The following is a 26,306-nucleotide window of genomic DNA, read 5'->3' as shown; positions in this document are numbered from 1 at the left end:
GTCTCAACCCGGATACGGCACGTGCGCGCGCTGCGTCCGCAAGGCGTCGCCCCACCACGCCAACTGCGTGAGCATCCGCTCGGCGGCGTCGTTCGCAGCGCCGTCCGCCGGGTCGAAGTGCTTGCGGGCCTGGTGGAAACTGACGGCCTCACGGAGCGAGACCATGTGCAGCTCCGCCACCACCTGACGCAGTTGCTCGACCGACCGCAGGCCGCCCGACATCCCTCCGTACGCGACGAAACCGATGGGCTTGGCGCGCCACTCGTACTTGACGGTGTCGAGTGCCGTCTTCAGCGCCGCCGGATAGCCGTGGTTGTACTCGCTCGTCACGACGACGAAGGCATCCGCGCGCCCGATGCGTTCGGCGAAGGCGTCGGCCTCGGGGCCGGCAGAAAGATCCTGCGGCAGAGAGGTATCGGCGAGGTCGAGAACCGTGGTGTCGAACTCGTCACGGGCACCGGCGCGTTCGACGAACCAGTCGGCGACGACGGGCGCGAACCGGTGAGTGCGGACGCTGCCGACGATCACCTCGAGACGTAGCGGTCGTTCCAGTTCCATCGGCACGCTCCCTTCCGATCCGATCCTAGAGCGCAGGATCAGAGTCCGCGGGTGAGCAGAATCGCCAGTTCTTCGTATGCGGCGGCGTCGTCGAGCCCGGTCGACGACGCCACCTGACGCTGCTGGATCCGAACCATCGCCGCGGCCGCGATGTCACCGACGAACGCCGCATGTGCGTCCCGTAGTTCCCCCGCCGCGACCCCGTCCGTGATGAGTTCCTGCACCCGCCGGGCCGCGAACCGCGTGTTGCGCTGGTACACCTCACGAGAGGCGGGTTCGGCAGCCAGATCCTCCATGAACTGCACCGAAGCCGGCCGCAGCTGCTCGCCTACGGCCTCGAGATACCTGCGGATACGGTCGCGGGCGTCCACCGCACCGGCCACGCTCGCCTCGACCTTCTCGGTCGCGCCGCGGAAGAAGTGCACCGTGGCCGCCCGGACCAGCTGCTCCTTGCTGTCCGCGAGGCGGTACAGCGTGGACTTCGAGCAGTGCAGCCGGGCGGCCAGGTCGTCCAACGTGAGATGCGCGAATCCCTCGTCGAGGATCAGGGCCACGAGTGCGTCGAACAGCGCGACGCGCCGGGCCGTCATCTTCACCGGGGTTGCCATACGCGAGACAGTACTGCAGTATCGCCATCAGTACTACTTTTCAATCTCGTCAACCCACGAGGAGAACGCCGTGCCCGTCGAACGTCTGCTGCCCACCCAGGAAGCTCACGACCTGATCGACCTCACCCGCGACGTCGCGGACAAGGTGCTGGCACCGATCGTCGACGAGCACGAGAAGACCGAGACGTTCCCCGACGGCGTGTTCCCGGCGCTCGGACGCGCCGGACTGCTGAGCCTGCCCTACCCGGAAGAGTTCGGAGGCGGCGAGCAGCCGTACGAGGTGTACCTGCAGGTGCTCGAGGAGATCGCGGCACGCTGGGCTGCCGTCGCGGTCGCCACGAGCGTCCACAGCCTGTCCTGCTTCGCGCTCGCGACCCACGGCACCGACGAGCAGAAGGCGAAGTGGCTGCCCGACATGCTCGGCGGCGAGACCATCGGCGCCTACAGCCTGTCCGAGCCGCAGGCCGGTTCCGACGCCGCGGCACTGATGTGCCGAGCCACCGAGGCGGACGGCGGGTTCCGCATCAACGGCAGCAAAGCGTGGATCACCAACGGTGGTCGCGCCGACTTCTACACCCTGTTCGCCCGCACGAGCGACGACGGCTCCCGCGGCATCTCGTGCTTCCTGGTCCCGAAGGACACCGAGGGACTGAGCTTCGGAAAGCCCGAGGAGAAGATGGGGCTGCGCGCCGTCCCGACGACGGCCGCGCACTACGACGACGCCTTCGTTCCCGCCGAGCGACTCATCGGCAAGACCGGACAGGGCCTGCCGATCGCGTTCAGCGCCCTCGATTCCGGGCGTCTGGGCATCGCGGCCGTCGCGGTGGGCCTGGCGCAGGGCGCACTCGACGACGCCGTCGCGTATGCCAAGGAGCGCAAGGCATTCGGCAAGCGCATCATCGACCATCAGGGTCTCGGATTCGTCCTCGCCGACATGGCTGCCGCGGTCGACTCGGCCCGCGCCACCTACATCGACGCCGCCCGGCGCCGCGACGCCGGACTCCCCTACTCGCGCAACGCCTCCGTCGCGAAGCTCGTCGCGACGGACGCCGCCATGAAGGTCACCACCGATGCGGTGCAGGTGTTCGGCGGCTACGGGTACACACAGGATTTCCCCGTCGAGCGGTACATGCGCGAAGCCAAGATCACCCAGATCTTCGAGGGCACCAACCAGATTCAGCGTCTCGTCATCGCCCGCCAGCTCGCGGGCTGACCCTCAACCGCCGCAGCAACCGGCGCCACCCGGATCGACCGCCGTGCGCATCTCCCGCGTGGCCTCGTTGCGCGCGGCGAGGTCCTCGTCGGCCGGATAGTCGACTCGAACCAACGACAACCCGTGTGCCGGCGCGACCGCCACGGCACTCGCGCGTTCGCGTTCGGCGAGCAGCCCCGCCATCCATTCGACGGTGCGGCGGCCCTCGCCGACCGCGAGCGCGGCACCGACCAGACTGCGCACCATCGACCAGCAGAAGGCGTCCGCGCTCACGAAGGCGGTGAGCCCGTGCCCCGACTCGGGAGCGGAGCCCGCGGAGCGCCCATCGGACACCGCCCAGTCGAATCGCTGCAACTCCCGGACCGTCGTCGCACCCTCGCGACGCTTGCAGAACGCCGCGAAGTCGTGCAGGCCCAGCAGTCGCGACGACGCCTCCCGCATCGCGTCGACGTCGACGTCCTTCGGCCACGCGACCGTGTCCCGGGCCCGCAGCGGCTCGGCACCGTACGGCGCCGTGGTCAACCGGTACTCGTAGTGTCGGCGAATCGCCGAGAACCGTGCATCGAAATGCTCCGGGGCGAAGGAAACGTCCTTGACCCGAACATCTCTGGGCAGGAACCGGGCGAGACGGCGAACGAGCCGCGAGGGCTCCTCCGGAATCATGTCGGCCGGCACGTCGACATGCGCCACCTGACCGCTCGCGTGGACACCGGCGTCGGTGCGCCCGGCGACGGTGAGCAGCACCGGGGTACGGACGATCGCGCTGAGCTTCTCCTCGATCTCGCCGCACACCGTGCGGCGGCCGGGCTGACGCGCCCAGCCGGAGAAGTCGGTGCCGTCGTAGGAGATGTCGAGGCGCAAGCGAACGAACCCGCCGTCCCCGGAGGGAGCGGCGGGTTCGTTCGATGCGGCAGATGCCGAAACCAAGTGGACTAGTCCTTCTTGGCCTCGTCGGCGTCGGCTGCGGTCGCGGTCTCGTCTTCGACGGCCTCGATCACGGCGTCAGCGTTCTCGACCTCGGCCTCGGTGGCGTCGGCCTCGACGGCCTCCACCACGTTCTCCTCAGCCGGGGCCTGCGAAGCCGCGACGCGACGAGCGCGATCGGCCTCGGAGGTGACCGTCTTCTCCTTGACGAGCTCGATGATCGCCATCGGAGCGTTGTCACCCTTGCGGGGGACAGTCTTGATGATGCGGGTGTAGCCACCATCGCGGTCGGCGTAGAACGGGCCGATCTCCGCGAACAGGCCGTGCACGACGTCCTTGTTGCGGATGACCTTGAGAACCTCGCGACGATCGGCAAGGGTTCCACCCTTGGCCTTGGTCACGAGCTTCTCGGCGTACGGACGCAGGGCCTTGGCCTTGGCCTCCGTGGTGGTGATTCGGCCGTGCTCGAAGAGAGCAGTCGCCAGGTTGGCGAAGATCGCCTTCTGGTGCGACGCCGACCCGCCGAAGCGGGCACCCTTCTTGGGCTTGGGCATTGGAGCTCCTCTGGGGCTCGCCCAGCACATTTGCCCATGTGCCGGGTGATACGGGTTACAGCTGTTCGGTCTCGGCGTAGTCCTGGTCGGTGCCGTCAGCGTCGCTGAAGGAACCGGTGTCCGTGTCACTCCACGTACCGGTGGCGGCGTCGTAGCCGGCAACGGTGGTGGGATCGAAGGACGCAGGGCTGTCCTTGAGGGCGAGGCCGAGCGAATGCAGCTTGACCTTCACCTCGTCGATGGACTTCTGTCCGAAATTGCGGATGTCCAGCAGATCGGACTCGGTACGGCCAACCAACTCGCCGACGGTGTGAACACCCTCGCGCTTGAGGCAGTTGTAGGAACGGACCGTCAGGTCCAGATCCTCGATGGGGAGTCCGAAGGAAGCGATGTGATCGGCCTCGGCAGGCGAGGGTCCGATCTCGATACCTTCTGCTTCGACGTTCAGCTCACGGGCCAGGCCGAAGAGCTCAACCAGGGTCTTGCCCGCCGAAGCGAGCGCGTCCCGAGCGGTGATGGAGTTCTTGGTCTCCACGTCGAGAATCAGCCGATCGAAGTCGGTGCGCTGCTCGACGCGAGTCGCCTCCACCTTGTAGGTGACCTTGAGCACCGGCGAGTAGATCGAGTCGACCGGGATACGGCCGATCTCGGCGCCGGACGCCTTGTTCTGGACGGCGGGGACATAGCCGCGACCGCGCTCGACGACGAGCTCGATCTCCAGCTTGCCCTTGTCGTTCAGGGTGGCGATGTGCAGATCCGGGTTGTTTACCGTGACGCCCGCCGGCGGAACGATGTCACCCGCAGTCACGACCCCGGGGCCCTGCTTGCGGACGTACATGGTGACCGGCTCGTCCTCTTCGGAGCTCACGACCAGGCCCTTGAGGTTCAGGATGATGTCGGTGACATCTTCCTTCACACCGGGGACGGTGGTGAACTCGTGCAGGACGCCGTCGATACGGATGCTGGTGACAGCAGCGCCGGGGATCGACGACAGCAGGGTGCGGCGCAGCGAATTGCCGAGGGTGTACCCGAAGCCTGGCTCGAGGGGCTCGATGACGAACTTCGAGCGGTCTTCAGCGATGACCTCTTCGGTCAGCGTGGGTCGCTGAGAAATGAGCATTGGATTTCCTCCTGTACGGGCGTCCGCCATATGACGCCCACGATGGGAAAGGCTTGGGACCCGGGGGCGGCCGTTACCGACCGCTCCCGGGTATCACGCCTTACTTCGAGTAGTACTCGACGATGAGCTGTTCCTGCAGCGGAACCTCGATCTGCGCACGCTCGGGGAGCTGGTGCACCAGGATGCGGAGGCGTCCACCGACGACCTGCAGCCAACCCGGGATCGGGCGATCGCCCTGGGTCTCGCGGGCAATCTGGAACGGCAGGGTCGCCAGCGACTTCTCGCGGACATCGATGATGTCGTACTGCGAGACGCGGTAGCTGGGGATGTCGACCTTCTTGTTGTTCACGAGAAGGTGGCCGTGCGTGACCAGCTGACGCGCCTGACGACGGGTGCGAGCGAGGCCTGCGCGGTACACGACGTTGTCGAGACGCGACTCCAGGATCTGGAGCAGGTTCTCGCCGGTCTTACCGGGGCGGTTGACCGCCTCCTGGTAGTAGCGACGGAACTGCTTCTCCATGACGCCGTAGGTGAAGCGAGCCTTCTGCTTCTCCTGCAGCTGGAGCAGGTACTCGCTCTCCTTGATGCGCGCGCGGCCGTGCTGGCCCGGCGGGTAAGGACGCCGCTCGAATGCCTGGTCGCCTCCGACGAGGTCGACGCGCAGACGACGCGACTTGCGGGTGATGGGTCCGGTATAACGTGCCATGTTCTTTTACCTATCCTTCCCGCTACTTAAACCCGACGCCGCTTGGGCGGACGGCAGCCGTTGTGCGGCTGGGGGGTGACATCGGAGATGGTGCCGACCTCGAGGCCTGCAGCCTGCAGCGAGCGGATCGCGGTCTCGCGGCCCGAGCCCGGGCCCTTCACGAAGACGTCGACCTTCTTGACACCGTGCTCCTGCGCCTTGCGGGCAGCGTTCTCAGCGGCGAGCTGAGCGGCGAACGGCGTCGACTTACGCGAGCCCTTGAAGCCCACGTGGCCCGACGACGCCCAGGAGATGACGTTGCCGGCCGGGTCGGTGATCGACACGATCGTGTTGTTGAAGGTGCTCTTGATGTGAGCGGCACCGTGCGGGACGTTCTTCTTGTCCCTGCGACGCGCCTTCTGGGTCTTCTTCGGACCGGTGCTACGTGACTTGGGAGGCATTACTTCTTCTTTCCTGCGACGGTGCGCTTCGGACCCTTACGGGTGCGCGCGTTGGTCTTGGTGCGCTGTCCACGCACGGGCAGACCACGGCGGTGGCGCAGGCCCTGGTAGCAGCCGATCTCGATCTTGCGGCGGATGTCCGCCTGCACCTCGCGGCGCAGGTCACCCTCGACCTTCACCGACTCCTCGATGTACTCGCGGAGCTTGGCGAGATCCTCGTCCGTGAGGTCCTTGCTGCGCAGGTCCGGGTTGACACCCGTGGCAGCCAAGATCTCCTTGGAGGTGGTACGGCCGATGCCGTAGATGTAGGTCAGTGCGATCTCCATGCGCTTTTCGCGAGGAAGATCAACACCTGCGAGACGTGCCATGTGGCATTCCTATTCGGTGTGCGGAGGTCTGCTCCCAGTCCGTCCCCTGCGCATAAGACTCTGCGTTCCGATCGCAGTGGGGCCCCGGCCTCCGTGCCGGGGGTGGACCGATACCTGCCCGTGAACGTGCTGAGCCCGGGTATCGGCTGGTGCTGAGAGGTCTTCTTTTGCTTGTTGCCAAGCAGATCTTCGAAGAAGCTGTGCTGCTGGGACTAGCCCTGACGCTGCTTGTGACGCAGGTTCTCGCAGATCACCATGACGCGCCCGTTACGGCGAATCACCTTGCACTTCTCGCAGATCTTCTTGACGCTAGGCTGAACCTTCACGTGCGTCTGATCTCCTGTTGTCTGTCCGCCCGAGGGCAGACATAGTTTTCCCCGGCCGGGTGTGGCCGGGGAAGCTTTTTACTTGTAGCGGTAAACGATGCGTCCACGCGACAGGTCGTAGGGCGACAGCTCCACGACGACGCGGTCCTCGGGAAGGATGCGAATGTAGTGCTGACGCATCTTGCCGCTGATGTGTGCGAGGACCTTGTGGCCGTTCTCCAACTCAATGCGGAACATCGCATTGGGCAGTGGCTCGACAACTCGTCCCTCGACCTCGATGGCCCCGTCCTTCTTAGCCATGTCCTCCGCGATCCGTTGAGTGGCGTATGGGTGCATCGGTTACCGTCACCGGTATCCGCTACAGCGGTGGCTCCAGTCGCCGGCCGAGAACGCCACTCCGACGCAAGGTCGGACACGCAAACAACCGATACGCAGGGCGCACCGTTTTTCCACTCTACCGGCATTTCCCAACCAGGCCAAATGGGGGCACACGGCTCCCCCGCCCCACCCGAAGGAGTGACCCAGTCACATGCGCGCCCTCGTCCAGCGAGTCACGACAGCGGCAGTCGAGGTCGACGGTGCCGAAGTCGCCCGGATCTCCCCGCCCGAGCACGGACAGGGTCTGCTCGTCCTTCTCGGCGTCGGCCACGACGACGACCCGATCGGCGCCGCGAACCTCGCGCGGCGTGTCTGGCGCCTGCGCATCCTCGACGACGAGAAGTCGGCGTCCGACGTCGACGCGCCGATCCTCGTCGTCAGCCAGTTCACCCTCATGGCCGACACCCGCAAGAGCCGGCGGCCGTCGTGGTCCGCCGCCGCGCCCCGCACCGTCGCCGAACCGCTCGTCGACGCGTTCGGCACCGCACTGCGGGAACTCGGCGCCACCGTCGAAGTGGGACGCTTCGGCGAACACATGCGGGTGAGCCTGATCAACGACGGGCCGGTCACCGTCCTCCTGGAGGGATGACCCACCGACGAAGCACCGAGCGGGCAGCGACTGGTCGCTGCCCGCTCGGTGCTTCGGGATAACTCTGCTCAGTTGTCGCCGGGGCGGAGCGTGAGGATCCGCGGGCCGTCCTCGGTGACGGCGACCGTGTGCTCCCAGTGGGCGGCGCGACTGCCGTCGGTGGTCACCACGGTCCAATCGTCGCCGAGCACCTCGGTCTCGTACGTGCCGAGCGTGAGCATCGGCTCGATCGCCAGGACCGATCCGATGACGAGGTGCGGGCCCTTGCCGGGCGCCCCCTCGTTCGGCAGGAACGGATCCATGTGCATCTCGCGACCGATCGCGTGACCGCCGTAGCCGTCGACGATCCCGTAGGACCTGCCGTGCAGCTTCTCGGCAGCATGCGTGCCCTGCTCGATGGCATACGACACGTCGGTGAGCCGGTTGCCGTCGACCATGGCGGCGATGCCCGCCTCCATCGACAGCCGCGTCGCCTCGCTCAGCTGAGCGTCCGCCTCGCTGAGCTCGCCGACGCCGAACGTCCATGCCGAGTCGCCGTGCCAGCCGTCGAGGATGGCACCGCAGTCGATCGACACGAGATCGCCCTCGACGAGGACGTCGTCCGCCGACGGGATGCCGTGCACGACGCGATCATTGACCGACGAGCAGATGGAGCCACTGAACCCGTGGTAGCCGAGGAAGGACGGCACTGCGCCGGCGTCCCGGATCACCGACTCGGCGACCCGATCCAGCTCGAGGGTGCTGACACCGGGCCGGGCCGCGTCCCGCACCGCCACGAGGGCGGCACCGACGATCGCGCCCGCCGCGGCCATGGCGTCGAGCTCACCCGCCGTGCGGAACGGAACGACCTTGCGCTTGCGGCCGAACGCCATTACTTCCCCAGCGCGGCCAGGGCGCGGGCGTTGACCTCTTCGACAGCGCCGACGGCGTCGACGGTGACGATCTGGCCGGCGTAGTAGTTCAGCAGCGGCGCGGTCTCCTCGCGGTAGACGCGCATGCGGTTGCGGATCACGTCCTCGGTGTCGTCGGCGCGGCCGCGGGCGAGCATCCGCTCGACCACGACGTCGTCGTCGACGTCGAACGCCAGCACGCCGTCGAGCTTGGCGCCCAGGCCCTCGAGGATGCCCTCGAGCGCCTTCGCCTGATCGACCGTGCGCGGGAACCCGTCGAGCAGGAAACCGTTCGCGGCGTCCGGCTCGGCCACGCGGGCCTTCACCATGTTGTTCGTGATCTCACTCGGGACGAGATCGCCCGCATCGAGGTACTTCTTGGCCTCGAGCCCCAGCGGCGTCTCCTGCCCGATGTTCGCGCGGAAGAGGTCTCCGGTGGAGATGTGCGGAACGCCCAACTTCTCCGACAGAATCGCGGCCTGGGTGCCCTTACCGGCACCGGGAGGACCAAGGAGGACAAGTCTCACTTGAGGAACCCTTCATAGTTTCGCTGCATAAGCTGGCTCTCGATCTGCTTCACAGTATCGAGGCCCACACTGACCATAATCAGCACCGCGGTACCGCCGAACGGCAGGTTCTGCACTCCGCCCGAATTGCCGATGTCGAGGAACAGATTCGGCAGGACAGCGATGGTGCCGAGGTAGATGGCGCCCGGCAGCGTGATACGGCTCAGTACATAGTTCAGGTAATCGGCGGTCGGCCGGCCCGGACGGATGCCCGGGATGAAGCCGCCGAACTTCTTCATCTCGTCGGCGCGCTCCTCCGGGTTGAACGTGATCGCGACGTAGAAGTACGTGAAGAACACGATCATGCCGAAGTAGATCAGGATGTAGACCGGGTTGGCCGGGTTCACCAGGTACTCGTTGATGAACCGCTGCCACCAGCTCGGATCGGTGCTCGTGTTGGAACCGGTGAGCTGCGCGATGAGGTTCGGCAGGTACAGCAGGGACGACGCGAAGATCACCGGGATGACGCCGGCCTGGTTGACCTTGAGCGGCAGGTACGTCGAGGATCCGCCGTACATGCGGCGACCTACCATGCGCTTGGCGTACTGCACCGGGATACGGCGCTGGCCCTGCTCGACGAACACGACACCCGCGATGATCGCCAACGCGGCGACGCACACGAGCGCGAAGGTCAGGCCACCACGGCTGTCGAGGATGGCCTTGCCCTCGGACGGGATGCGCGAGGCGATGCCCGCGAAGATGAGCAGCGACATACCGTTGCCGACGCCACGCTCGGTGATGAGCTCGCCGAACCACATGACGAGCGCTGCACCCGCCGTCATCACCATCACGATGATGATCAGGCCGAACACGCTCTCGTCGGCGATGATCGGCTGGCTACATCCCTGTAGCAGCTGGCCACGCGCAGCGAGTGCCACGATGCCGGTCGACTGCAGGATCGCGAGCGCGATCGAGAGATAACGCGTGTACTGCGTCATCTTCGCCTGACCCGACTGGCCCTCCTTGCGGAGTTCCTCGAACTTCGGGATGACGACGGTGAGGAGCTGAACGATGATGCTCGCCGTGATGTACGGCATGATGCCGATCGCGAAGACCGACAGCTGCAGCAGCGCGCCGCCGGAGAACAGGTTGATCAACGAGTAGATGCCGGCCGACTCACCGCCGGATACCTGGTCGATACAGGCACGGACGTTTCCGTAGTCGACACCCGGAGACGGCAGCGTCGCGCCGAGGCGATACAGGGCGACCAGACCGAGTGTGAAGAGGATCTTCCGCCTCAGGTCTACCGTCCTGAGGGCCGAGACAAAGGCGGAAAGCAAAGATCCTCCTGGGCGCACGACGGACAGGGAAGCGAACCAATTGGTCCGTCCGGTGGATTGCAGAACTCTAGAACTCTAACAGTGACACATGAAATTACAGCCCCGTCAGGGGCTGCCCGATCACCAGTATGCCCCGCTGCGAAGAGCGTCGAACGAAGAATGGCCGCAACATCACCCCGAGGGACGATGTTGCGGCCATTCTTGCGATCAGACGAGCGAGATCACAGCTCGGTGGTGGTACCACCGGCAGCGGCGATCTTCTCCTTCGCGGCGCCCGAGAACTTGTTCGCGGTGACCTGGACGGCAACCGCGATGTCGCCCTCGGCGAGCACCTTCACGAGCTGGTTCTTGCGAACCGCGCCCGCGGCGACGAGCTCGGCGACACCGATCTGTCCACCCTCGGGGAACAGACGGGCGATGTCACCGACATTGACGACCTGGTACTCGGTGCGGAACGCGTTCTTGAAGCCCTTGAGCTTGGGCAGACGCATGTGAAGCGGCATCTGTCCACCCTCGAAGGCGGCCGACACGTTCTTGCGGGCCTTGGTGCCCTTGGTACCGCGACCAGCGGTCTTGCCCTTGGAACCCTCACCGCGACCGACGCGAGTCTTGTCGGTCTTGGCGCCGGGAGCCGGACGCAAGTGGTGCAACTTGATGGTCATGGTTAGACCTCCTCAACCGTGACGAGGTGGCGCACCACGTTGATCAGACCGCGGTTCTGCGCGTTGTCCTCACGAACGACCGACTGGCGGATGCCCTTCAGTCCGAGGGTGCGCATGCTGTCCCGCTGGTTCTGCTTGGTGCCGATGGTGCTCTTGACCTGGGTGACCTTGAGCTGTGCCATTACTTCACGCTCCCAGCCTGTGCACGAGCGCGGAGCATGCCGGCCGGGGCAACGTCCTCGAGGGGCAGGCCACGACGGGCTGCAACCTCTTCCGGACGCTGCAGACCCTTGAGGGCGGCAACCGTCGCGTGCACAACATTGATGGCGTTGTCGCTACCGAGCGACTTGGCGAGGATGTCGGAGACACCCGCGCACTCCAGCACGGCACGCACCGCGCCACCGGCGATGACACCGGTACCGGGGCTGGCCGGACGCAGCATGACGACGCCGGCAGCCGCCTCACCCTGGACGGGGTGAGTGATGGTGCTGCCGATCAGCGGCACGCGGAAGAAGTTCTTGCGAGCTTCCTCGACGCCCTTCTGGATAGCCGCGGGAACTTCCTTGGCCTTGCCGTAACCGACACCGACGAGGCCGTTGCCGTCGCCGACGATCACGAGAGCGGTGAAGCTGAAGCGACGACCACCCTTGACGACCTTCGACACGCGGTTGATGGAGACGACGCGCTCGATGTGGTTCGACTTCTCGGCGGCGTTGTCGCGACGGTTGTCACGACGATCGCGGCCACCGCGGTTGTCGCCCTGGTTCGGACCATTCTGTCCGGCGGGTCCGCTTCCGCCGTCACGCCTTTGACGTCCCGGCATCAGGCATTCCTTCCGTTAGTAATGTCAGTCATCAGAACTTCAACCCGCCTTCGCGAGCGGCGTCGGCCAGGGCCGCGATGCGGCCGCTGTAGGTGTGGCCACCGCGGTCGAAGACCACGGCCTCCACGCCGGCAGCCTTGGCGCGCTCGGCGATCAGCTGACCGACCTTGGCACCGCGAGCCTTCTTGTCGCCGTCCAGCGCACGCACGTCGGCCTCGATGGTCGACGCAGACGCCAGGGTCTTGCCGGCCAGGTCGTCCACCAGCTGCACGTGAATGTGCCGCGACGAACGGTTCACCACGAGACGAGGACGCTCGGGGGTGCCGGAGACCTTCTTGCGGAGACGGAAGTGACGACGCGCCTTCGACAGACGACGCGCAGTGGACACGTCCTTGCCCAGCGGAATCCGCTTGGCTTTCTGGTTTGCAGTCTGGCTCATATCACTTACCCGTCTTTCCGACCTTGCGACGGACCTGCTCACCCTCGTAGCGGATGCCCTTGCCCTTGTACGGGTCGGACTTGCGCAGGCGGCGGATGTTGGCCGCGATCTGGCCGACCTTCTGCTTGTCGATGCCGGAGATCGAGAACTTGGTCGGCGACTCGACAGCGAAGGTGATGCCCTCCGGAGCCTCGATCGGGACCGGGTGGCTGTAGCCGAGGGCGAACTCGAGGTCCTGACCCTTCAGCGCCACACGGTAACCGACACCGTGGATCTCCATCTTGGTGGTGTAACCAGCGGTCACACCGGTGATCATGTTCTGCACCAGGGTGCGCGACAGACCGTGCAGCGCACGGCTGCGACGCTCGTCGTCGGGACGGGTGACCAGCAGGGCACCGTCCTCACCCTTGGCGACCGAAATCGGCTCGGACACGGTCAGCGACAGCGAACCCTTGGGTCCCTTGATCGCGACGTCCTGGCCGTCGATGGTCACGTCGACGCCCGCGGGGACGGCGACCGGAATCTTTCCAATACGCGACATAGTGGTGGCCTCTCTTACCAGACGTAGGCGAGGACTTCCCCGCCCACACCCTGATTGGCCGCCTGACGATCAGTGAGCAGACCGGACGACGTGGAGATGATCGCCACGCCGAGGCCGCCCAGGACCTTGGGCAGGTTGGTGGACTTCGCGTACACGCGCAGACCCGGCTTCGAGACACGACGCAGGCCGGCAAGGCTCCGCTCGCGGCTCGGGCCGTACTTGAGGTCGACGATCAGCGTCTTGCCGACCTCGGCATCCTCGGTGCGGTAGTCGGAGATGTAGCCCTCGCGCTTGAGGATCTCGGCGATGTTCGCCTTGATCTTCGAGTGCGGCAGCTTCACCTCGTCGTGGTACGCCGAGTTGGCATTACGCAGACGCGTCAAGAAGTCTGCGATCGGATCAGTCATGGTCATGAGTTGACCTGTGCACCTTTCTCGTTGGGGTTCCCATGCAGCACCGGAGTCCGGCCCCGCTCCCCCGATTGCTCGGAGGAGCGGGGCCGGCCCGATCGTGGGCCTACAACGAAGTGGTTCTTACCTTCACCGTTCCGCGGATGCGGGACGGAAGTCTTCGTTCGGGCTGCTTACCAGGAGCTCTTGTGAACGCCCGGCAGCTCGCCGGCGTGCGCCATCTCGCGAACGCAGATTCGGCACAGGCCGAACTTGCGGAACACGGAGTGCGGACGGCCGCACTTCTGGCAGCGGGTGTACGCGCGCACCGCGAACTTCGGCTTCTTGTTGGCCTTGTTGACCAGTGCCTTCTTAGCCATGGGCTCAGTTCTCCTTGAACGGGAAGCCGAGGTGCTTGAGCAGCGCACGGCCTTCTTCGTTGTTGGTGGCGGTGGTCACGACGGTGATGTCCATACCGCGCGGACGATCGATCTTGTCCACGTCGATCTCGTGGAACATCGACTGCTCGTTGAGGCCGAACGTGTAGTTGCCGTTGCCGTCGAACTGGTTGCCCGACAGGCCGCGGAAGTCGCGGATACGGGGCAGCGCGATGGACACCAGGCGGTCCAGGAACTCCCACATGCGGTCGCCGCGCAGCGTGACGCGCGCGCCGATCGGCATGCCCTCACGCAGCTTGAACTGCGCGATGGACTTGCGGGCCTTACGGATTTCCGGCTTCTGGCCGGTGATCAGGGTGAGGTCTGCGACCGCACCGTTGATCAGCTTGGCGTCACGGGCGGCGTCGCCGACACCCATGTTCACGACGACCTTCACCAGGCCGGGGATCTGCATGACGTTCGCGTAATCGAACTCAGCGTTCAGCGCGTCCTTGATCTCCGCACGGTAGCGGGCCTTCAGACGCGGCTGGGTCTTGTTCTCGGTGGAGGTCATGTCAGATGTCCTTCCCGTTCTTCCGGGAAATGCGAACGCGCTTGCCGGTCTCTTCATCCGTGCGGTAGCCGACGCGAGTCGGGTTTCCGTCGGAGTCGACGACCATGACGTTCGAGACGTTGATCGGAGCTTCCTGCGTCACGATGCCGCCCGAGGAGGCGCCACGCTCGTTCGCGGAGACCGCGGTGTGCTTCTTGATGCGGTTCACGCCCTCGACCAGGACCTTGTTGGTCGCGGGGTAGGCCTGAATGACCTTGCCCTTCGCGCCCTTGTCCTTGCCGGAGACGACCAGCACGGTGTCACCCTTGTGCACCTTCATCACAGCACCTCCGGGGCGAGCGAGACGATCTTCATGAAGCGCTTCTCGCGCAGCTCACGACCGACGGGTCCGAAGATACGAGTGCCGCGCGGATCGTTGTCCGCCTTGATGATGACAGCGGCGTTCTCGTCGAACTTGATGTACGAGCCGTCCGGACGGCGACGCTCCTTGGCGGTGCGGACGACGACGGCCTTGACCACGTCGCCCTTCTTCACGTTTCCACCCGGGGTTGCGTCCTTGACGGTGGCGACGATGATGTCGCCGATCCCGGCGTAGCGACGAGACGAGCCACCGAGAACGCGGATGCAGAGAATCTCCTTGGCACCCGTGTTGTCGGCGACGCGCAGTCGCGACTCCTGCTGAATCACTAACTTCTCCTTGACCTGGCTTGTTTCGACCAGTACGAACCGCAGTGGCTCGTGCTGATCGTGCGCGGCAGATTTCCGACCCGACGCGCGCGGTCCGTACCCGCCGATGGTGGGGCCACCACTGCTTTCGCAGGGCAACCCCACCATCGTACTGGATACATACTTCGGCTCTTACTTGGCCTTCTCGAGGACCTCGACCAGACGCCAGCGCTTGGTGGCCGACAACGGGCGGGTCTCCATCAGCTGCACGCGATCGCCGATGCCGGCGGTGCCGTTCTCGTCGTGCGCCTTGACCTTCGTGGTCCGACGGATGATCTTGCCGTAGAGCGGGTGCTTCACCCGGTCCTCCAGCTCGACCACGATGGTCTTCTCCATCTTGTCGGAGACCACGTAACCGGTGCGGACCTTGCGGCTACCGCGCTCTTCGGTGCTGTTGGTGCTCACTGCCTTATCCTCACTCATGCCGCGTCTCCTGCGTCCGGACCAGCGGCCAGGCCGAGCTCGCGCTCGCGCAGGACGGTGTAGATGCGCGCAATCTCGTGACGGACCGTGCGCAGCCGGCGGTTGTTGTCCAGCTGGCCGGTGGCCATCTGGAAACGAAGGTTGAACAGTTCTTCCTTCGCCTCGCGGAGCTTGGTGACCAGTTCTTCGTCGGTCAGCTCGCGGAGCTCTGCAGCAGGGCTGGTGGTTGCCATCAGAACTGCTCCTCCCTCGTCACGATCCGGCACTTGCACGGGAGCTTGTGCATCGCGCGGCGCAGGGCCTCGCGGGCGATCTCCTCGTTCGGGTAGCTCATCTCGAACATGACCCGTCCGGGCTTGATGTTCGCGACCCACCACTCCGGCGAACCCTTACCGGAACCCATGCGGGTCTCGGCAGGCTTCTTCGTGAGCGGACGATCCGGGAAGATGTTGATCCAGATCTTGCCGCCACGCTTGATGTGGCGAGTCATGGCGATACGAGCGGACTCGATCTGCCGGTTGGTGATGTAGGCCGGCTCGAGAGCCTGGATGCCGTACTCACCGAATGCCACCTGGGTGCCGCCCTTGGCGGCGCCCGAACGGCTCGGGTGGTGCTGCTTGCGGTGCTTGACCCGGCGCGGGATCAACATGCGTCAGCCCTCCTTCTGCTCGGTAGAAGCGGGAGCATCGGCGGTTGCGGTCGCAGCGCGACCGGCCTCGGTGCTGGTCGCCGTGGTGCCGGCAGCACCGGAGCGACGCGGACGGCTCGGACGCTCGCGACGCGGGCGCTCGGCCGGGGCCGCGGCGGACAGCTCACGCTTGCCGCCGACGATGTCGCCCTTGTAGATCCAGACCTTCACGCCGATGCGACCGAAGGTGGTCTTGGCCTCGTACAGGCCGTAGTCGATGTCCGCACGCAGCGTGTGCAGCGGAACGCGACCTTCGCGGTAGAACTCCGAGCGGCTCATCTCGGCGCCGCCGAGGCGGCCCGAGCACTGCACGCGGATGCCCTTGACGTTCGGCTGACGCATGGCCGACTGGATGGCCTTGCGCATCGCACGACGGAACGCCACACGGTTCGAGAGCTGCTCGGCGACACCCTGTGCCACGAGCTGGGCCTCGGCCTCGGCGTTCTTGACCTCGAGGATGTTCAGCTGGACCTGCTTGCCGGTCAGCTTCTCGAGCTCGGCGCGGATGCGATCGGCCTCGGCGCCACGGCGACCGATGACGATGCCCGGACGCGCGGTGTGGATGTCCACACGCACACGGTCACGGGTGCGCTCGATCTCGACCTTCGCGATGCCCGCGCGCTCCATGCCGGTGGCGAGGAGCTTACGGATCGCGACGTCTTCCTTGACGTACTCCGCGTACTGCTTGTCTGCGTACCAGCGCGACTTCCAGTCGGTCGTGATGCCGAGACGGAAGCCGTGCGGGTTGATCTTCTGGCCCACTACTGACCACTTCCCTTCCGGCGGTTACGACCCGCTGAAGCGGACACATTCGCCCGGCTCTCAACGATGACCGTGATGTGGCTCGAACGCTTGCGGATCCGGAAGGCCCGGCCCTGTGCGCGCGGCTGGAACCGCTTGAGGGTCGCACCCTCGTCCACGAACGCCGTCGCGACGACGAGCGTGGCGGGATCCAGGTTCAGGTTGTTCTGCGCGTTGGCAGCTGCGCTGGCGATCACCTTCGCGACCGGCTCGGCAGCGGCCTGCGGTGCGAACTTGAGGATCGCGAGAGCCTCGTCGACCGACTTGCCGCGGACGATGTCCACGACACGGCGCGCCTTCATGGGGGTCACGCGCACATGGCGCGCGACCGCCTTCGCGGTGGGGTTCTGGGTTTCAGTACTCATCGACGCTTGCTCTTCCGGTCGTCCTTGATGTGGCCCTTGAACGTCCTGGTCGGTGCAAACTCTCCGAGCTTGTGGCCAACCATCGAATCCGAAACGAACACCGGAACGTGCTTGCGTCCGTCATGGACGGCAAACGTGTGACCGATGAAGTCCGGAATGATCGTGGAACGACGGCTCCAGGTCTTGATGACCTGCTTGGTGCCCTTCTCGTTCTGCACGTCCACCTTCGCAAGGAGGTGGTCATCGACGAACGGGCCCTTCTTCAGGCTGCGTGGCATCCTTCACTCCCTCCTAGCGCTTGTTCTTGCCGGTACGGCGACGGCGGACGATGAGCTTGTCGCTCGCCTTGTTCTTGCGGGTGCGGCCCTCGGGCTTGCCCCACGGGCTGACCGGGTGGCGACCACCGGAGGTCTTACCCTCACCACCACCGTGCGGGTGGTCGACCGGGTTCATGACCACACCACGGACGGTCGGGCGAACGCCCTTCCACCGCATACGGCCGGCCTTGCCCCAGTTGATGTTCGACTGCTCGGCGTTGCCGACCTCGCCGACGGTGGCGCGGCAGCGCACGTCGACGCGACGGATCTCACCGGACGGCATACGCAGCGTGGCGTAGGTGCCTTCCTTGCCCAGCAGCTGGATGCTGGCGCCGGCGGAACGGGCCATCTTGGCGCCGCCGCCCGGACGCAGCTCCACCGCGTGGATGGTGGTACCGGTGGGGATGTTGCGCAGCGGCAGGTTGTTGCCCGGCTTGATGTCGGCGCCTGCGCCGGACTCGATCGGGGCGCCCTGCACCAGGCCCTTGGGGGCGATGATGTAGCGCTTCTCGCCGTCCGCGTAGTGCAGCAGCGCGATACGAGCGGTGCGGTTGGGGTCGTACTCGATGTGAGCGACCTTGGCCGGCACGCCGTCCTTGTCGTTGCGACGGAAATCGATCAGCCGGTAGGCGCGCTTGTGACCGCCACCCTTGTGGCGGGTGGTGATGCGACCGTGGGCGTTACGACCACCGCGACCGTGCAGCGGGCGAATGAGCGACTTCTCGGGCGTCGACCGAGTGATCTCGGCGAAGTCCGAGACGCTCGAGCCGCGGCGGCCCGGGGTAGTCGGCTTGTACTTACGGATTGCCATGAGTCTTCTCGTCCTCTATATCTCGTCAAGTCCCAGACGCTTACGCGACCGGGCCTCCGAAGATCTCGATGGGCTTGCTGTCGGCCGAGAGGGTCACGAGCGCACGCTTGGTGTCCTTGCGCTTGCCGTAACCGAAGCGGGTCCGCTTGCGCTTGCCCTGACGGTTGGCGGTGTTGACGCTCGTCACGGTGACACCGAAGACCTTCTCGACGGCGATCTTGATCTGCGTCTTGTTCGAGTCCGGGTGCACCAGGAAGGTGTAGGTGCCTTCCTCGATCAGTCCGTAGGACTTCTCGGAGATGACCGGGGCCAGCAAGATGTCGCGGGGGTCGGCGATGGTGGTCACTTGCTCTCCTCCTCGTTCTTGGCCGGGCCCGCGATGAAGGTGTTCAGAGCCTCGAGGCTGAACACGACGTCATCGCTGTTGAGCACGTCGTAGGTGTTGAGCTGGTCGGGTGCGATGGGGTGCACGCCTTCCAGGTTCTGGACGCTCTTCCACGCGGCGATGTCCTCGCGGCCGACGACCAGCAGGAACTTCTTGCGGTCGGACAGCTCGCCCAGGAACGACTTCGCCGTCTTGGTGGACGGGACCTGCCCGGCGACCAGTTCGGTGATGACGTGGATGCGCTCGCTGCGAGCCCGGTCGGAGAGGGCGCCACGGAGAGCGGCAGCCTTCATCTTCTTGGGGGTGCGCTGCGAGTAGTCGCGCGGCTGCGGGCCGTGGACGACGCCACCGCCGGCGAACTGCGGCGCACGGGTCGAGCCCTGACGTGCGCGGCCGGTGCCCTTCTGGCGGTACGGCTTCTTGCCACCGCCGCGGACCTCGCCGCGGGTCTTGGTGGAGTGCGTGCCCTGACGTGCCGCAGCGAGCTGCGCGACGACGACCTGGTGCATCAGAGCGATGTTCGCGGTCGCGTCGAAGATCTCGGCGGGGAGATCGACGGTGCCGTTGGTGTTGCCACCGGCAGCCTTGACGTCGAGGGTCAGCTTGGTTGCGGTCTCGGTCATGCCGAAGCACCACCCTTCACTGCGGTCTTGACGATCACGAGGCCGCCCTTGCGGCCGGGGATCGCACCCTTGATCAGCAGCAGGCCGTTCTCGGCATCCACCTTGTGGACCGAGAGGTTCTGCGTCGTGATGCGGTCGGAGCCCATGCGGCCCGACATGCGCATGCCCTTGAACACGCGACCGGGGGTGGCACAGCCACCGATGGAACCCGGGCGACGGTGAACGGCCTGTGCACCGTGCGAGGCGCCCTGGCCGGCGAAGCCGTGACGCTTCATGGTGCCGGCGAAGCCCTTGCCCTTGCTGGTGCCGGTGACGTCGACGTATGCGCCGTCCTCGAACACCTCGGCCGTCAGCTCCTGGCCCACCTCGTACTCGGAGGCGTCGGCAACGCGGAGCTCGACGATGTGGCGACGCGGGGTGACGCCGGCCTTGGCGAACTGGCCGGAAGTCGGCTTGTTCACCTTGCGGGGGTCGATGGCGCCGAACGCCAGCTGCACGGCGCTGTAGCCGTCACGCTCTTCGGTACGGATCTGGGTGACGACGTTCGGCCCAGCCTTGACGACGGTGACCGGGACGACCCGGTTGTTCTCGTCGAAGACCTGGGTCATGCCGAGCTTGGTGCCCAGGATTCCCTTGATCTGATTAGTCATTTGATATCTCCGCTGCGTCTTCCCAAGCTCACTGGATGTTCACGTCGACGCTGGCCGGAAGGTCGATGCGCATGAGCGCGTCGACCGTCTTCGGCGTCGGGTCGAGGATGTCGATCAGCCGCTTGTGAGTACGCATCTCGAAGTGCTCGCGCGAGTCCTTGTACTTGTGCGGCGAGCGGATGACGCAGTACACGTTCTTCTCGGTAGGCAACGGCACCGGGCCGACCACGCGGGCCCCGGTACGGGTCACCGTCTCGACGATCTTGCGCGCTGACGCGTCGATCGCCTCGTGGTCATAGGCCTTGAGCCTGATGCGGATCTTCTGTCCCGCCACGCTTGTGTCCTTTTCTTGCCGCGTTTCGTAGAACCCGAACGAGCCGGGGACTACCTCGTCTGCACAGCCCTCGGCTGAAACACGACACGAACAACACACACTCGCGATCGAGACATCACTCGATCCGCTGCCGCTGTTCATGTGTCATGGTTCTCCGGCCCACGCGGTCGGGCGTGTCGCCCAGCCACTCATTCCCGGGCCCCGGAAATCCCTTTCCAGGAGCCGCGAGAACCGCACCGGATGCGCCCGCGAGGGGCGCAAACGTTGGGTACTGCTTCCGTCTTGCATCGTCGTGACCAGGCACTTCGTCCCGATACTCGACTTTCATCCAGCCTGACTCAGGTCGCAACGGAGCGCGTCCCGGTCAAGGCAACCCGATCAGTATGCCGTAGCCGACCCCAGAGATCAAATCGCAGTTCCCCCGACATGCGAGGTCAGCGGGCAAATCGGACCCAATCAACTTACCGACAAGTAAGATCGGTCCATGACGACCGCTCCCACCGCCACCTACCGAAGCTGGCAGAAGTTGCCCGCCAACGGATTCGGGCGCGCACTGTTCTCGATCGGCATGTGTGCACGAGTGCCGTACTTCGCGACTGTGCTCCCCGCCGTCCGGCGTCTCGAGCCCGGACACTGCGAAGTGAGCGCCCCGAAATGGTGGGGCGTGCACAACCACATAGGAACGTTCCACGCGATCGCGGCGTGCAATCTCGCCGAGGCCGCGATGGGCATGCTCGCCGAAGCGACGGTGCCGGCGACCCATCGCTGGATCCCCAAGGCGATGAACGTGCGCTACGTCGCGAAGGCGCAGTCGCGGCTGCGGGCCACCGCACGGCTCGACCCGATCCCGGACTTCGAGGCCGTCACCGAGGGCACCGAGCTGACGATTCCGGTGTCGATCACCGACCGCACGGGCGCGGAGGTCGTCCACGCCGACATCACCGTCTGGGTGACTCGCGCCTGACGCGCGGGTCGGCCGCGACCTCGACCCCACCGGACCCGATATATTTGATCCGATCCGATGTGTTGCACGCGTCACACCAGCAGGTCCCGAGTCGGGTATCCGATCGGGCAGCCGCGAACGAGGCGGGCACACGCGTCCCGCCGAGGAGTAGTCATGGCCCCGCCCGCAGCCCGGTCGACCGGGAGTCTTCGACGCCGACCGCAGTTGTCCGACGACGTTGCCGTGCACGTGCGCAACGTGATCATGTCGGGCGGGGTCCGTCCGGGCGACTTCATCCGCCTCGACGAGACCGCCGCGGAACTGGGCGTGAGCGTGACCCCGGTGCGCGAGGCCCTGCTGACCCTGCGGGGTGAGGGACTCGTCGAGCTGGTCCCCCACCGCGGCTACGTCGTCGCGCCGCTGAGCCGGGACGACGTCAACGACGTCTTCTGGCTGCAGGGGCGCATCGCCGAGGAGCTGGCCGTCCGCGCCGTCGACCACGTCGACGACGACGCCCTGGCGGAACTGACCGCGATCAACGACCAGCTGCGGCGCGCGGTCGATCTCGCGGACGCGGTCCGGATCGAGGAGCTCGAGTTCGGCTTCCACCGGATCATCAATCGTCTGGCCGGGGCCCGGAAGCTGTCGTGGTTCCTCCTGGGAGCGACCCGGTACACGCCGGTGCACTTCTATTCGGCGGATCGCGAGTGGGGTGACGAGGCCGTGGCCAGCCACGGGCGCCTCGTCTCGGCACTGGCCGCTCGGGACCACGCGGGTGTCGCCGCCGAGACGCGGGCACATTTCGACGACGGCGCGAAGCGTCTGGTGCGGCATCTGGAAACGATCGGGATCTGGGACTGACTTCGAGGTCGTCCACCGCCCGGAACGGCCGCTATGTGTGGGGAATCGGGTGCCGCGTCCGTCCGCGAGGGCCGTGTGGCGTAGGCCACGCGGGTAACATTCCCCGGCAGCGGCGGGAATACACGTCGACGAAGGATGGACCCGTGGCCCCCGACTGGCGGTCAGCCATCCGACCCAGGTGAACTAGCGGAGTGTCGATGCCAATTTTCCAGGACGCAGCCGTGCTCGTCGACGACGTCCACAAGTCCTTCGGAGATGTGAAGGCCTTGCAGGGCGTCAGCTTCGAAGCCAAGCGCGGGACGGTTCTGGGCATTCTCGGCCCCAACGGCGCCGGCAAGACGACGACGGTCAAGGTTCTGTCCACGCTCCTGCGCCCCGACCGCGGGCGGGCGGTGGTCGCCGGCCACGACGTCGTCACGCACGCTGCCGACGTCCGCCGATCGATCATGATGACGGGTCAGTACGCCGCGCTCGACGAGACCCTGTCGGGTCGGGAGAACATCGAACTGTTCGGCCGGCTGATGGGCCTGGACCGCGCGTCGGCGAAGCAGCGTGCGCAGGACCTGCTCAGTGAGTTCGATCTCCTCGACACCGGCAAGCGGCCGGTCCGTGGCTATTCCGGCGGCATGCGCCGACGCATCGACATCGCGTGCGGGCTGGTCGTGCGCCCGGAGGTGGTGTTCCTGGACGAGCCGACGACGGGTCTCGACCCGCGCAGCCGCCAGGGTGTGTGGGCGCTCGTCGACACCCTCAAGGAGCAGGGCATCACGGTGCTGCTGACCACGCAGTATCTCGAGGAGGCGGACCTGCTCAGCGACAACATCATCGTCATCGACCGGGGCATGGTCATCGCGGAGGGCACCGCGGATCAGCTCAAGGAACGCACGGGTGGCAGCTACTGCGAGGTCGTTCCACTGGATCCGCAGAAGCTGCCGTGGGCGGTCCATGCGCTCGGCAATCTGGTCCCGCACGAGATTCGCACCGAGATCACCGAAGGCGCCGATCGCGTGTCCGTGCCGGCCCCCGACGGCGCCGCCACGCTGTCCGAGGCGCTGCGCCGCCTGGACGCTGCGGGCATCGAACTCGCCGACATCGCGCTGCGCCGGCCGTCCCTCGACGACGTCTTCCTGTCCCTGACCGGTCATTCCGCTCCGGGGGCCGAGCGATGACCTCCAGCACGAACAGCGCGGCGAACGGCCTGGCGGTGTCGGCGGCGTCCAAGCGTGCCGCGGTCACGGTGCCCGCGAGGCGCATCGGCTCGCACCGGCGCCCCGACCCCAACGGGTTCCAGCAGTGGCTCGCGCTCACGGGTCGCAGCCTCAAGACGATGGTGAAGACCGGAGAACTCGCGGTCGCCGTGATCGCGCCGCTGATCTTCACCGTCGGCTTCTATCTGCCGCTGCGCTTCGTGATGAAGCTCCAGGGCGTCGACTACGCGCAGTTCCTCATGCCGATCATCGTGTTGCAGGCGATGGCCTTCACGGCGATCTCGGCGTCGCAGGTCGCCTCGGTGGAGTCGCTGCTCGGCCTGACGACCAGACTCAAGACGATGCCCGTCGCGGGGCCGGTTCCGCTTCTCTCGCGCATGACCCGAGCCCTCATACGGTCCGTGATCACCCTCGTGGCGGCTTTGGCGTACGGCTACGCCATCGGCTTCCGTTTCAGCGCGGGCGCGGCGCAGGCAGCACTGTTCTGTGCGTTGGCGCTGTCGATCAGCGTGGCGCTGTCACTGGGTGCGGACGCGATCGGCACCCTGGCGAAATCCCCCGAGGCCACGTCCCAGGCGTTGGCGCTGCCGCAGCTCATCCTCGGCATGCTGTCGTGCGGGTTCGTGCCGGAGACCGGGTTCCCCGAATGGATCCGGCCGTTCGTGCGTAATCAGCCGATCTCGCAGTTCTCGTTCGCGATGCGGGACATGGCGGAGGGCGGGGTCACCTCGTCGTCGCTCTTTCCGGCAGTCGCGTGGTGTGTGGGTCTGGTCGTGGTCTTCGCGCCACTGGCCGTGTGGGCGAGTATGAGGCGCAAATGAGTGAGTCCCCGGAACGCACGATGACGTCGAGCCGAGCGGCGCGCGCGTCTGCTTCCTCCATCGATTTCCCGCCGCCCACCGAGGCCTGGCCGGAGAAGTCCCCCAAGGCGTTGTGGGTGCACAGCACGGTCCAGTGCAAGCGCCTCCTCACGCGCTGGTCGCGGGATCCCTCGACGATGATCCAGGCCCTGCTCTATCCGGCCCTGACCCTCGTGATGTTCCGGATCGTCATCGGCAACACCGTGACGGCAGCGACGGGCCAGCCCGCGGTCTACGGTCAGGTCCCGATGATCATCCTGATCGGTGCCATGTTCGGCTCGATCGTCAGCGCCGTCGGTTTGCGAGCCGAACGGAAGACCGGTCTGCTGTCGCGGTTCTGGACGCTTCCGATCCACCGGGCCGCCGGCCTCGTGGGCCGCATGATGGCGGAAGCGGTACGCGTGACGATCACCACCATCGTCATTCTCGTGGTGGGTCTCTTCCTCGGTTTCCGGCTGACCCAGGGATTCCTGCCGAGCGTGCTGCTCGTGATCCTGCCGGTGATCTTCGGCATGGGCTTCGCGATGATGGTGACGGCGCTGGCCACGGTGTCCGGCGACGCGCCTCTGGTGGAACTCGTCTCGATCGGCTGCACGCTGCTGATGTTCTTCAATTCGGGTTTCGTGCCGGTCATGGCGTACCCGACGTGGCTGCAGCCCATAGTGGCGGCGCAGCCGATGTCGTGCGCGATCGATGCGATGCGCGGGTTGGCGATGGGCGGGCCGATCCTCGAACCCGTGCTGCAGACCCTCGCGTGGTCGTTCGGCATGATGGCCGTGTTCGTGTACCCGGCGATCAAGGGCTACCGGCGCGCGGCCGCAACCGGCTGAGTCGCTCCGACGTACATATCTGGATCGGTACCGACCTCGGGCCGTCCGGAATCCACTCCACGTTCACCCGGTCCAGGGAGCGAATGTGTGTTTCGTCTGATATTTGTTTCTGTGAGTTCAGAGGGTTGGGTTTCCGTCCGCTGCGCTTCATCCCTCCCCTCTTCTGTTCCCAGGAGCATCCGCATGGTTCTTCGGCGGCGCCCGGCAGCGAGATTCCTCGCGGCCGCGACTGTGGTCTTCTTCGGCGTACTCGGTTCTCCGCCGCCCGCCGCAACTGCGAATCCCGGACCGGGCCGAGCCGACTTACCGTCGGCGGCCGCCGCGTCCATACCTCCCGCCGGCGCCAACGTCTGGAGCTGCCGCCCCACGGCACGACACCCACGACCGGTGATCCTCGTCCACGGCACCGGAATGGACATGCGCAGCTGGGGCAGGCTGTCCCCCGCGCTGCAACGCGAGGGCTACTGTGTCTTCGCCCTGGACTACGGCGGGTCCGCGGGCGTGTGGGGCCGCGGCGACATCCGCGCTTCGGCCCGTGAACTGGCGGGCTTCGTCGACGTGGTGCGGGCACGGACCGGCGCCGCGCAGGTCGACGTCGTCGGTCATTCGCAGGGCGGAACGATGACGCGGCAGTACCTTCGGTTCGAAGGTGGCGCGGATCCCGCTGATCCGTCACGCAACAAGATCCGCAGCCTGGTGATGCTCGGTCCCACGACGCACGGCACGACGTTCGGTGGCCTGCAGACCTTCGTCGACGCCTTCACCTCGCTGCGACTCACCGACGAGCCGACCAACGAATGGCTCGCCGATCTGGGCTTCGGGGTCGCCACGTACCAGCAGATGATCGGATCGAGGTTCCTGTCCGACCTCAACGCCGGACGCGAGACCATGCCCGGTGTCGACTACCGGGTCATCGCGTCCCGCAGCGACACCGTCGTCACCCCGCCCGAAGGGTCGTTCCTCGTCCCCGCCCCGGGATCGTCCGTCCTCAACCAGTGGATCCAGGACAGTTGCCCGGCGGCGAACGTCTCACACGTGGGTCTGCTCGACGATCCGCGCTCGATCTTCCTGGTGCGGCGAGCGCTCGACCCGGGTCTGCCCGGCGCAGTCCCCTGCTGACGGGCCCCGTCCACCACTGACGGTGTGAACCCACGGG

At 66.2% G+C, this 26,306-nt stretch carries 42 protein-coding genes; 8 read left to right on the top strand and 34 right to left on the bottom strand.

Annotation, left to right across the window (positions count from 1 at the left end):
• Window positions 1-3: 3 nt before the first annotated feature.
• Together ABEU20_RS15475 and ABEU20_RS15470 are read right to left on the bottom strand one after the other, a co-directional pair.
• Window positions 4-558: an NADPH-dependent FMN reductase gene (locus ABEU20_RS15475; RefSeq protein WP_420165273.1), complete on the bottom strand. Its 555-nt coding sequence runs from the start codon at window positions 556-558 to the stop codon at window positions 4-6.
• A gap of 38 nt (window positions 559-596) precedes the next feature.
• Complete coding sequence (locus ABEU20_RS15470) at window positions 597-1,166, bottom strand: TetR/AcrR family transcriptional regulator (RefSeq protein ID WP_420165272.1); 570 nt, start codon at window positions 1,164-1,166, stop codon at window positions 597-599.
• A gap of 70 nt (window positions 1,167-1,236) precedes the next feature.
• Here ABEU20_RS15470 and ABEU20_RS15465 point away from each other — a divergent pair, with 70 nt between their 5' ends.
• Window positions 1,237-2,379: an acyl-CoA dehydrogenase family protein gene (locus ABEU20_RS15465; protein ID WP_420165271.1), complete on the top strand. Its 1,143-nt coding sequence runs from the start codon at window positions 1,237-1,239 to the stop codon at window positions 2,377-2,379.
• Window positions 2,380-2,382: 3 nt separating this feature from the next.
• Here ABEU20_RS15465 and truA read toward each other — a convergent pair whose 3' ends face one another.
• The 8 genes from truA to infA all read right to left on the bottom strand — a co-directional run bounded on the left by truA (window position 2,383) and on the right by infA (window position 7,117).
• Complete coding sequence (gene truA / locus ABEU20_RS15460; protein WP_420165270.1) at window positions 2,383-3,306, bottom strand: tRNA pseudouridine(38-40) synthase TruA; 924 nt, start codon at window positions 3,304-3,306, stop codon at window positions 2,383-2,385.
• Between the two features lie 5 nt (window positions 3,307-3,311).
• The gene (rplQ, locus tag ABEU20_RS15455) at window positions 3,312-3,857 is read right to left on the bottom strand and encodes a 50S ribosomal protein L17 (RefSeq protein ID WP_420165269.1); all 546 of its coding nucleotides are present in this window, start codon (window positions 3,855-3,857) and stop codon (window positions 3,312-3,314) included.
• A 55-nt stretch (window positions 3,858-3,912) separates the two neighbouring features.
• A complete protein-coding gene (locus ABEU20_RS15450) occupies window positions 3,913-4,977 on the bottom strand; it encodes a DNA-directed RNA polymerase subunit alpha (RefSeq protein ID WP_420165268.1) in 1,065 nt (354 codons plus the stop codon).
• A 100-nt stretch (window positions 4,978-5,077) separates the two neighbouring features.
• The gene (rpsD, locus tag ABEU20_RS15445) at window positions 5,078-5,683 is read right to left on the bottom strand and encodes a 30S ribosomal protein S4 (RefSeq protein WP_114718865.1); all 606 of its coding nucleotides are present in this window, start codon (window positions 5,681-5,683) and stop codon (window positions 5,078-5,080) included.
• A 26-nt stretch (window positions 5,684-5,709) separates the two neighbouring features.
• On the bottom strand, window positions 5,710-6,123 hold the full coding sequence (gene rpsK / locus ABEU20_RS15440) for a 30S ribosomal protein S11 (protein WP_005239680.1): 414 nt from the start codon (window positions 6,121-6,123) through the stop codon (window positions 5,710-5,712).
• Window positions 6,123-6,491, bottom strand: coding sequence for a 30S ribosomal protein S13 (rpsM, locus tag ABEU20_RS15435; RefSeq protein ID WP_005518403.1), 369 nt, complete (start codon window positions 6,489-6,491; stop codon window positions 6,123-6,125). The genes rpsK and rpsM overlap by 1 nt, the downstream gene beginning before the upstream one ends.
• 212 nt (window positions 6,492-6,703) lie before the next feature.
• Window positions 6,704-6,817, bottom strand: coding sequence for a 50S ribosomal protein L36 (gene rpmJ / locus ABEU20_RS15430; RefSeq protein WP_003938068.1), 114 nt, complete (start codon window positions 6,815-6,817; stop codon window positions 6,704-6,706).
• A 78-nt stretch (window positions 6,818-6,895) separates the two neighbouring features.
• Window positions 6,896-7,117, bottom strand: coding sequence for a translation initiation factor IF-1 (gene infA, locus ABEU20_RS15425; protein WP_003418601.1), 222 nt, complete (start codon window positions 7,115-7,117; stop codon window positions 6,896-6,898).
• 229 nt (window positions 7,118-7,346) lie between these two features.
• Between infA and dtd the strand changes: the two genes are divergently transcribed.
• The gene (dtd, locus tag ABEU20_RS15420; protein ID WP_420165267.1) at window positions 7,347-7,784 is read left to right on the top strand and encodes a D-aminoacyl-tRNA deacylase; all 438 of its coding nucleotides are present in this window, start codon (window positions 7,347-7,349) and stop codon (window positions 7,782-7,784) included.
• A gap of 68 nt (window positions 7,785-7,852) precedes the next feature.
• Here the strand turns inward: dtd and map are convergent, their stop codons facing one another.
• The 24 genes from map to rpsJ all read right to left on the bottom strand — a co-directional run bounded on the left by map (window position 7,853) and on the right by rpsJ (window position 20,448).
• Window positions 7,853-8,656 carry a type I methionyl aminopeptidase gene (gene map, locus ABEU20_RS15415; protein WP_420165266.1) on the bottom strand — a complete coding sequence of 268 codons (804 nt, stop codon included), beginning with the start codon at window positions 8,654-8,656 and terminating at the stop codon, window positions 7,853-7,855.
• A complete protein-coding gene (locus ABEU20_RS15410; protein WP_420165265.1) occupies window positions 8,656-9,201 on the bottom strand; it encodes an adenylate kinase in 546 nt (181 codons plus the stop codon). The genes map and ABEU20_RS15410 overlap by 1 nt, the downstream gene beginning before the upstream one ends.
• Window positions 9,198-10,520, bottom strand: coding sequence for a preprotein translocase subunit SecY (gene secY, locus ABEU20_RS15405; protein ID WP_420165264.1), 1,323 nt, complete (start codon window positions 10,518-10,520; stop codon window positions 9,198-9,200). Before secY ends, ABEU20_RS15410 begins: the two co-directional genes overlap by 4 nt.
• A gap of 221 nt (window positions 10,521-10,741) precedes the next feature.
• The gene (gene rplO, locus ABEU20_RS15400; protein ID WP_348604256.1) at window positions 10,742-11,182 is read right to left on the bottom strand and encodes a 50S ribosomal protein L15; all 441 of its coding nucleotides are present in this window, start codon (window positions 11,180-11,182) and stop codon (window positions 10,742-10,744) included.
• A gap of 2 nt (window positions 11,183-11,184) precedes the next feature.
• Window positions 11,185-11,364: a 50S ribosomal protein L30 gene (gene rpmD / locus ABEU20_RS15395; RefSeq protein ID WP_005518394.1), complete on the bottom strand. Its 180-nt coding sequence runs from the start codon at window positions 11,362-11,364 to the stop codon at window positions 11,185-11,187.
• Window positions 11,364-12,005, bottom strand: a complete 642-nt coding sequence (gene rpsE, locus ABEU20_RS15390) for a 30S ribosomal protein S5 (RefSeq protein ID WP_005518393.1) — start codon at window positions 12,003-12,005, stop codon at window positions 11,364-11,366. Before rpsE ends, rpmD begins: the two co-directional genes overlap by 1 nt.
• 31 nt (window positions 12,006-12,036) lie before the next feature.
• A complete protein-coding gene (rplR, locus tag ABEU20_RS15385) occupies window positions 12,037-12,444 on the bottom strand; it encodes a 50S ribosomal protein L18 (protein ID WP_420165263.1) in 408 nt (135 codons plus the stop codon).
• Window position 12,445: 1 nt separating this feature from the next.
• Window positions 12,446-12,985 (bottom strand): 50S ribosomal protein L6, encoded by a 540-nt coding sequence (gene rplF / locus ABEU20_RS15380; RefSeq protein ID WP_005518391.1) that lies wholly within the window; start codon window positions 12,983-12,985, stop codon window positions 12,446-12,448.
• Between the two features lie 14 nt (window positions 12,986-12,999).
• Window positions 13,000-13,398, bottom strand: a complete 399-nt coding sequence (gene rpsH, locus ABEU20_RS15375; protein WP_420165262.1) for a 30S ribosomal protein S8 — start codon at window positions 13,396-13,398, stop codon at window positions 13,000-13,002.
• Window positions 13,399-13,568: 170 nt separating this feature from the next.
• Window positions 13,569-13,754 (bottom strand): type Z 30S ribosomal protein S14, encoded by a 186-nt coding sequence (locus ABEU20_RS15370; protein WP_005518383.1) that lies wholly within the window; start codon window positions 13,752-13,754, stop codon window positions 13,569-13,571.
• Between the two features lie 4 nt (window positions 13,755-13,758).
• The gene (gene rplE, locus ABEU20_RS15365) at window positions 13,759-14,325 is read right to left on the bottom strand and encodes a 50S ribosomal protein L5 (RefSeq protein WP_005518382.1); all 567 of its coding nucleotides are present in this window, start codon (window positions 14,323-14,325) and stop codon (window positions 13,759-13,761) included.
• A 1-nt stretch (window position 14,326) separates the two neighbouring features.
• Complete coding sequence (gene rplX / locus ABEU20_RS15360; protein ID WP_420165261.1) at window positions 14,327-14,644, bottom strand: 50S ribosomal protein L24; 318 nt, start codon at window positions 14,642-14,644, stop codon at window positions 14,327-14,329.
• Window positions 14,644-15,012, bottom strand: coding sequence for a 50S ribosomal protein L14 (gene rplN, locus ABEU20_RS15355; RefSeq protein WP_420165260.1), 369 nt, complete (start codon window positions 15,010-15,012; stop codon window positions 14,644-14,646). The genes rplX and rplN overlap by 1 nt, the downstream gene beginning before the upstream one ends.
• 171 nt (window positions 15,013-15,183) lie before the next feature.
• The gene (gene rpsQ, locus ABEU20_RS15350) at window positions 15,184-15,474 is read right to left on the bottom strand and encodes a 30S ribosomal protein S17 (protein ID WP_225019446.1); all 291 of its coding nucleotides are present in this window, start codon (window positions 15,472-15,474) and stop codon (window positions 15,184-15,186) included.
• A complete protein-coding gene (rpmC, locus tag ABEU20_RS15345; protein ID WP_005518377.1) occupies window positions 15,471-15,707 on the bottom strand; it encodes a 50S ribosomal protein L29 in 237 nt (78 codons plus the stop codon). Before rpmC ends, rpsQ begins: the two co-directional genes overlap by 4 nt.
• The gene (rplP, locus tag ABEU20_RS15340; RefSeq protein WP_005518375.1) at window positions 15,707-16,123 is read right to left on the bottom strand and encodes a 50S ribosomal protein L16; all 417 of its coding nucleotides are present in this window, start codon (window positions 16,121-16,123) and stop codon (window positions 15,707-15,709) included. The genes rpmC and rplP overlap by 1 nt, the downstream gene beginning before the upstream one ends.
• Window positions 16,124-16,126: 3 nt before the next feature.
• Window positions 16,127-16,924, bottom strand: coding sequence for a 30S ribosomal protein S3 (gene rpsC / locus ABEU20_RS15335; RefSeq protein ID WP_005518374.1), 798 nt, complete (start codon window positions 16,922-16,924; stop codon window positions 16,127-16,129).
• Complete coding sequence (gene rplV / locus ABEU20_RS15330; protein ID WP_420165259.1) at window positions 16,924-17,328, bottom strand: 50S ribosomal protein L22; 405 nt, start codon at window positions 17,326-17,328, stop codon at window positions 16,924-16,926. The genes rpsC and rplV overlap by 1 nt, the downstream gene beginning before the upstream one ends.
• The gene (gene rpsS / locus ABEU20_RS15325) at window positions 17,325-17,606 is read right to left on the bottom strand and encodes a 30S ribosomal protein S19 (protein WP_005518370.1); all 282 of its coding nucleotides are present in this window, start codon (window positions 17,604-17,606) and stop codon (window positions 17,325-17,327) included. Before rpsS ends, rplV begins: the two co-directional genes overlap by 4 nt.
• A gap of 13 nt (window positions 17,607-17,619) precedes the next feature.
• Complete coding sequence (gene rplB / locus ABEU20_RS15320; protein ID WP_420165258.1) at window positions 17,620-18,456, bottom strand: 50S ribosomal protein L2; 837 nt, start codon at window positions 18,454-18,456, stop codon at window positions 17,620-17,622.
• Window positions 18,457-18,496: 40 nt separating this feature from the next.
• Entirely contained in the window at window positions 18,497-18,802 is a 306-nt protein-coding gene (gene rplW / locus ABEU20_RS15315) for a 50S ribosomal protein L23 (RefSeq protein WP_005518367.1), read from the bottom strand.
• On the bottom strand, window positions 18,799-19,464 hold the full coding sequence (gene rplD, locus ABEU20_RS15310; protein WP_420165257.1) for a 50S ribosomal protein L4: 666 nt from the start codon (window positions 19,462-19,464) through the stop codon (window positions 18,799-18,801). Before rplD ends, rplW begins: the two co-directional genes overlap by 4 nt.
• Window positions 19,461-20,114 (bottom strand): 50S ribosomal protein L3, encoded by a 654-nt coding sequence (rplC, locus tag ABEU20_RS15305; protein WP_420165256.1) that lies wholly within the window; start codon window positions 20,112-20,114, stop codon window positions 19,461-19,463. The genes rplD and rplC overlap by 4 nt, the downstream gene beginning before the upstream one ends.
• A gap of 28 nt (window positions 20,115-20,142) precedes the next feature.
• Window positions 20,143-20,448: a 30S ribosomal protein S10 gene (gene rpsJ / locus ABEU20_RS15300; protein ID WP_003938093.1), complete on the bottom strand. Its 306-nt coding sequence runs from the start codon at window positions 20,446-20,448 to the stop codon at window positions 20,143-20,145.
• Between the two features lie 484 nt (window positions 20,449-20,932).
• Between rpsJ and ABEU20_RS15295 the strand changes: the two genes are divergently transcribed.
• The 6 genes from ABEU20_RS15295 to ABEU20_RS15270 all read left to right on the top strand — a co-directional run bounded on the left by ABEU20_RS15295 (window position 20,933) and on the right by ABEU20_RS15270 (window position 26,269).
• Window positions 20,933-21,412, top strand: a complete 480-nt coding sequence (locus ABEU20_RS15295; protein WP_420165255.1) for a hotdog fold domain-containing protein — start codon at window positions 20,933-20,935, stop codon at window positions 21,410-21,412.
• 153 nt (window positions 21,413-21,565) lie between these two features.
• A complete protein-coding gene (locus ABEU20_RS15290) occupies window positions 21,566-22,252 on the top strand; it encodes a GntR family transcriptional regulator (RefSeq protein WP_420165254.1) in 687 nt (228 codons plus the stop codon).
• A gap of 197 nt (window positions 22,253-22,449) precedes the next feature.
• The gene (locus tag ABEU20_RS15285) at window positions 22,450-23,421 is read left to right on the top strand and encodes an ATP-binding cassette domain-containing protein (RefSeq protein ID WP_420165253.1); all 972 of its coding nucleotides are present in this window, start codon (window positions 22,450-22,452) and stop codon (window positions 23,419-23,421) included.
• Window positions 23,418-24,281 carry an ABC transporter permease gene (locus ABEU20_RS15280; protein WP_420165252.1) on the top strand — a complete coding sequence of 288 codons (864 nt, stop codon included), beginning with the start codon at window positions 23,418-23,420 and terminating at the stop codon, window positions 24,279-24,281. The genes ABEU20_RS15285 and ABEU20_RS15280 overlap by 4 nt, the downstream gene beginning before the upstream one ends.
• Window positions 24,278-25,150, top strand: a complete 873-nt coding sequence (locus tag ABEU20_RS15275) for an ABC transporter permease (RefSeq protein WP_420165251.1) — start codon at window positions 24,278-24,280, stop codon at window positions 25,148-25,150. Before ABEU20_RS15280 ends, ABEU20_RS15275 begins: the two co-directional genes overlap by 4 nt.
• Window positions 25,151-25,333: 183 nt before the next feature.
• Window positions 25,334-26,269 carry an esterase/lipase family protein gene (locus ABEU20_RS15270; RefSeq protein WP_420165250.1) on the top strand — a complete coding sequence of 312 codons (936 nt, stop codon included), beginning with the start codon at window positions 25,334-25,336 and terminating at the stop codon, window positions 26,267-26,269.
• Window positions 26,270-26,306 lie beyond the last annotated feature (37 nt).

It is taken from the genome of Rhodococcus parequi, assembly GCF_046042785.1.
Lineage (GTDB): Bacteria > Actinomycetota > Actinomycetes > Mycobacteriales > Mycobacteriaceae > Prescottella > Prescottella parequi.
The sequence above is the reverse complement of the archived record's forward strand: the minus strand, read 5'-3'. Positions and strand labels throughout refer to the sequence as shown.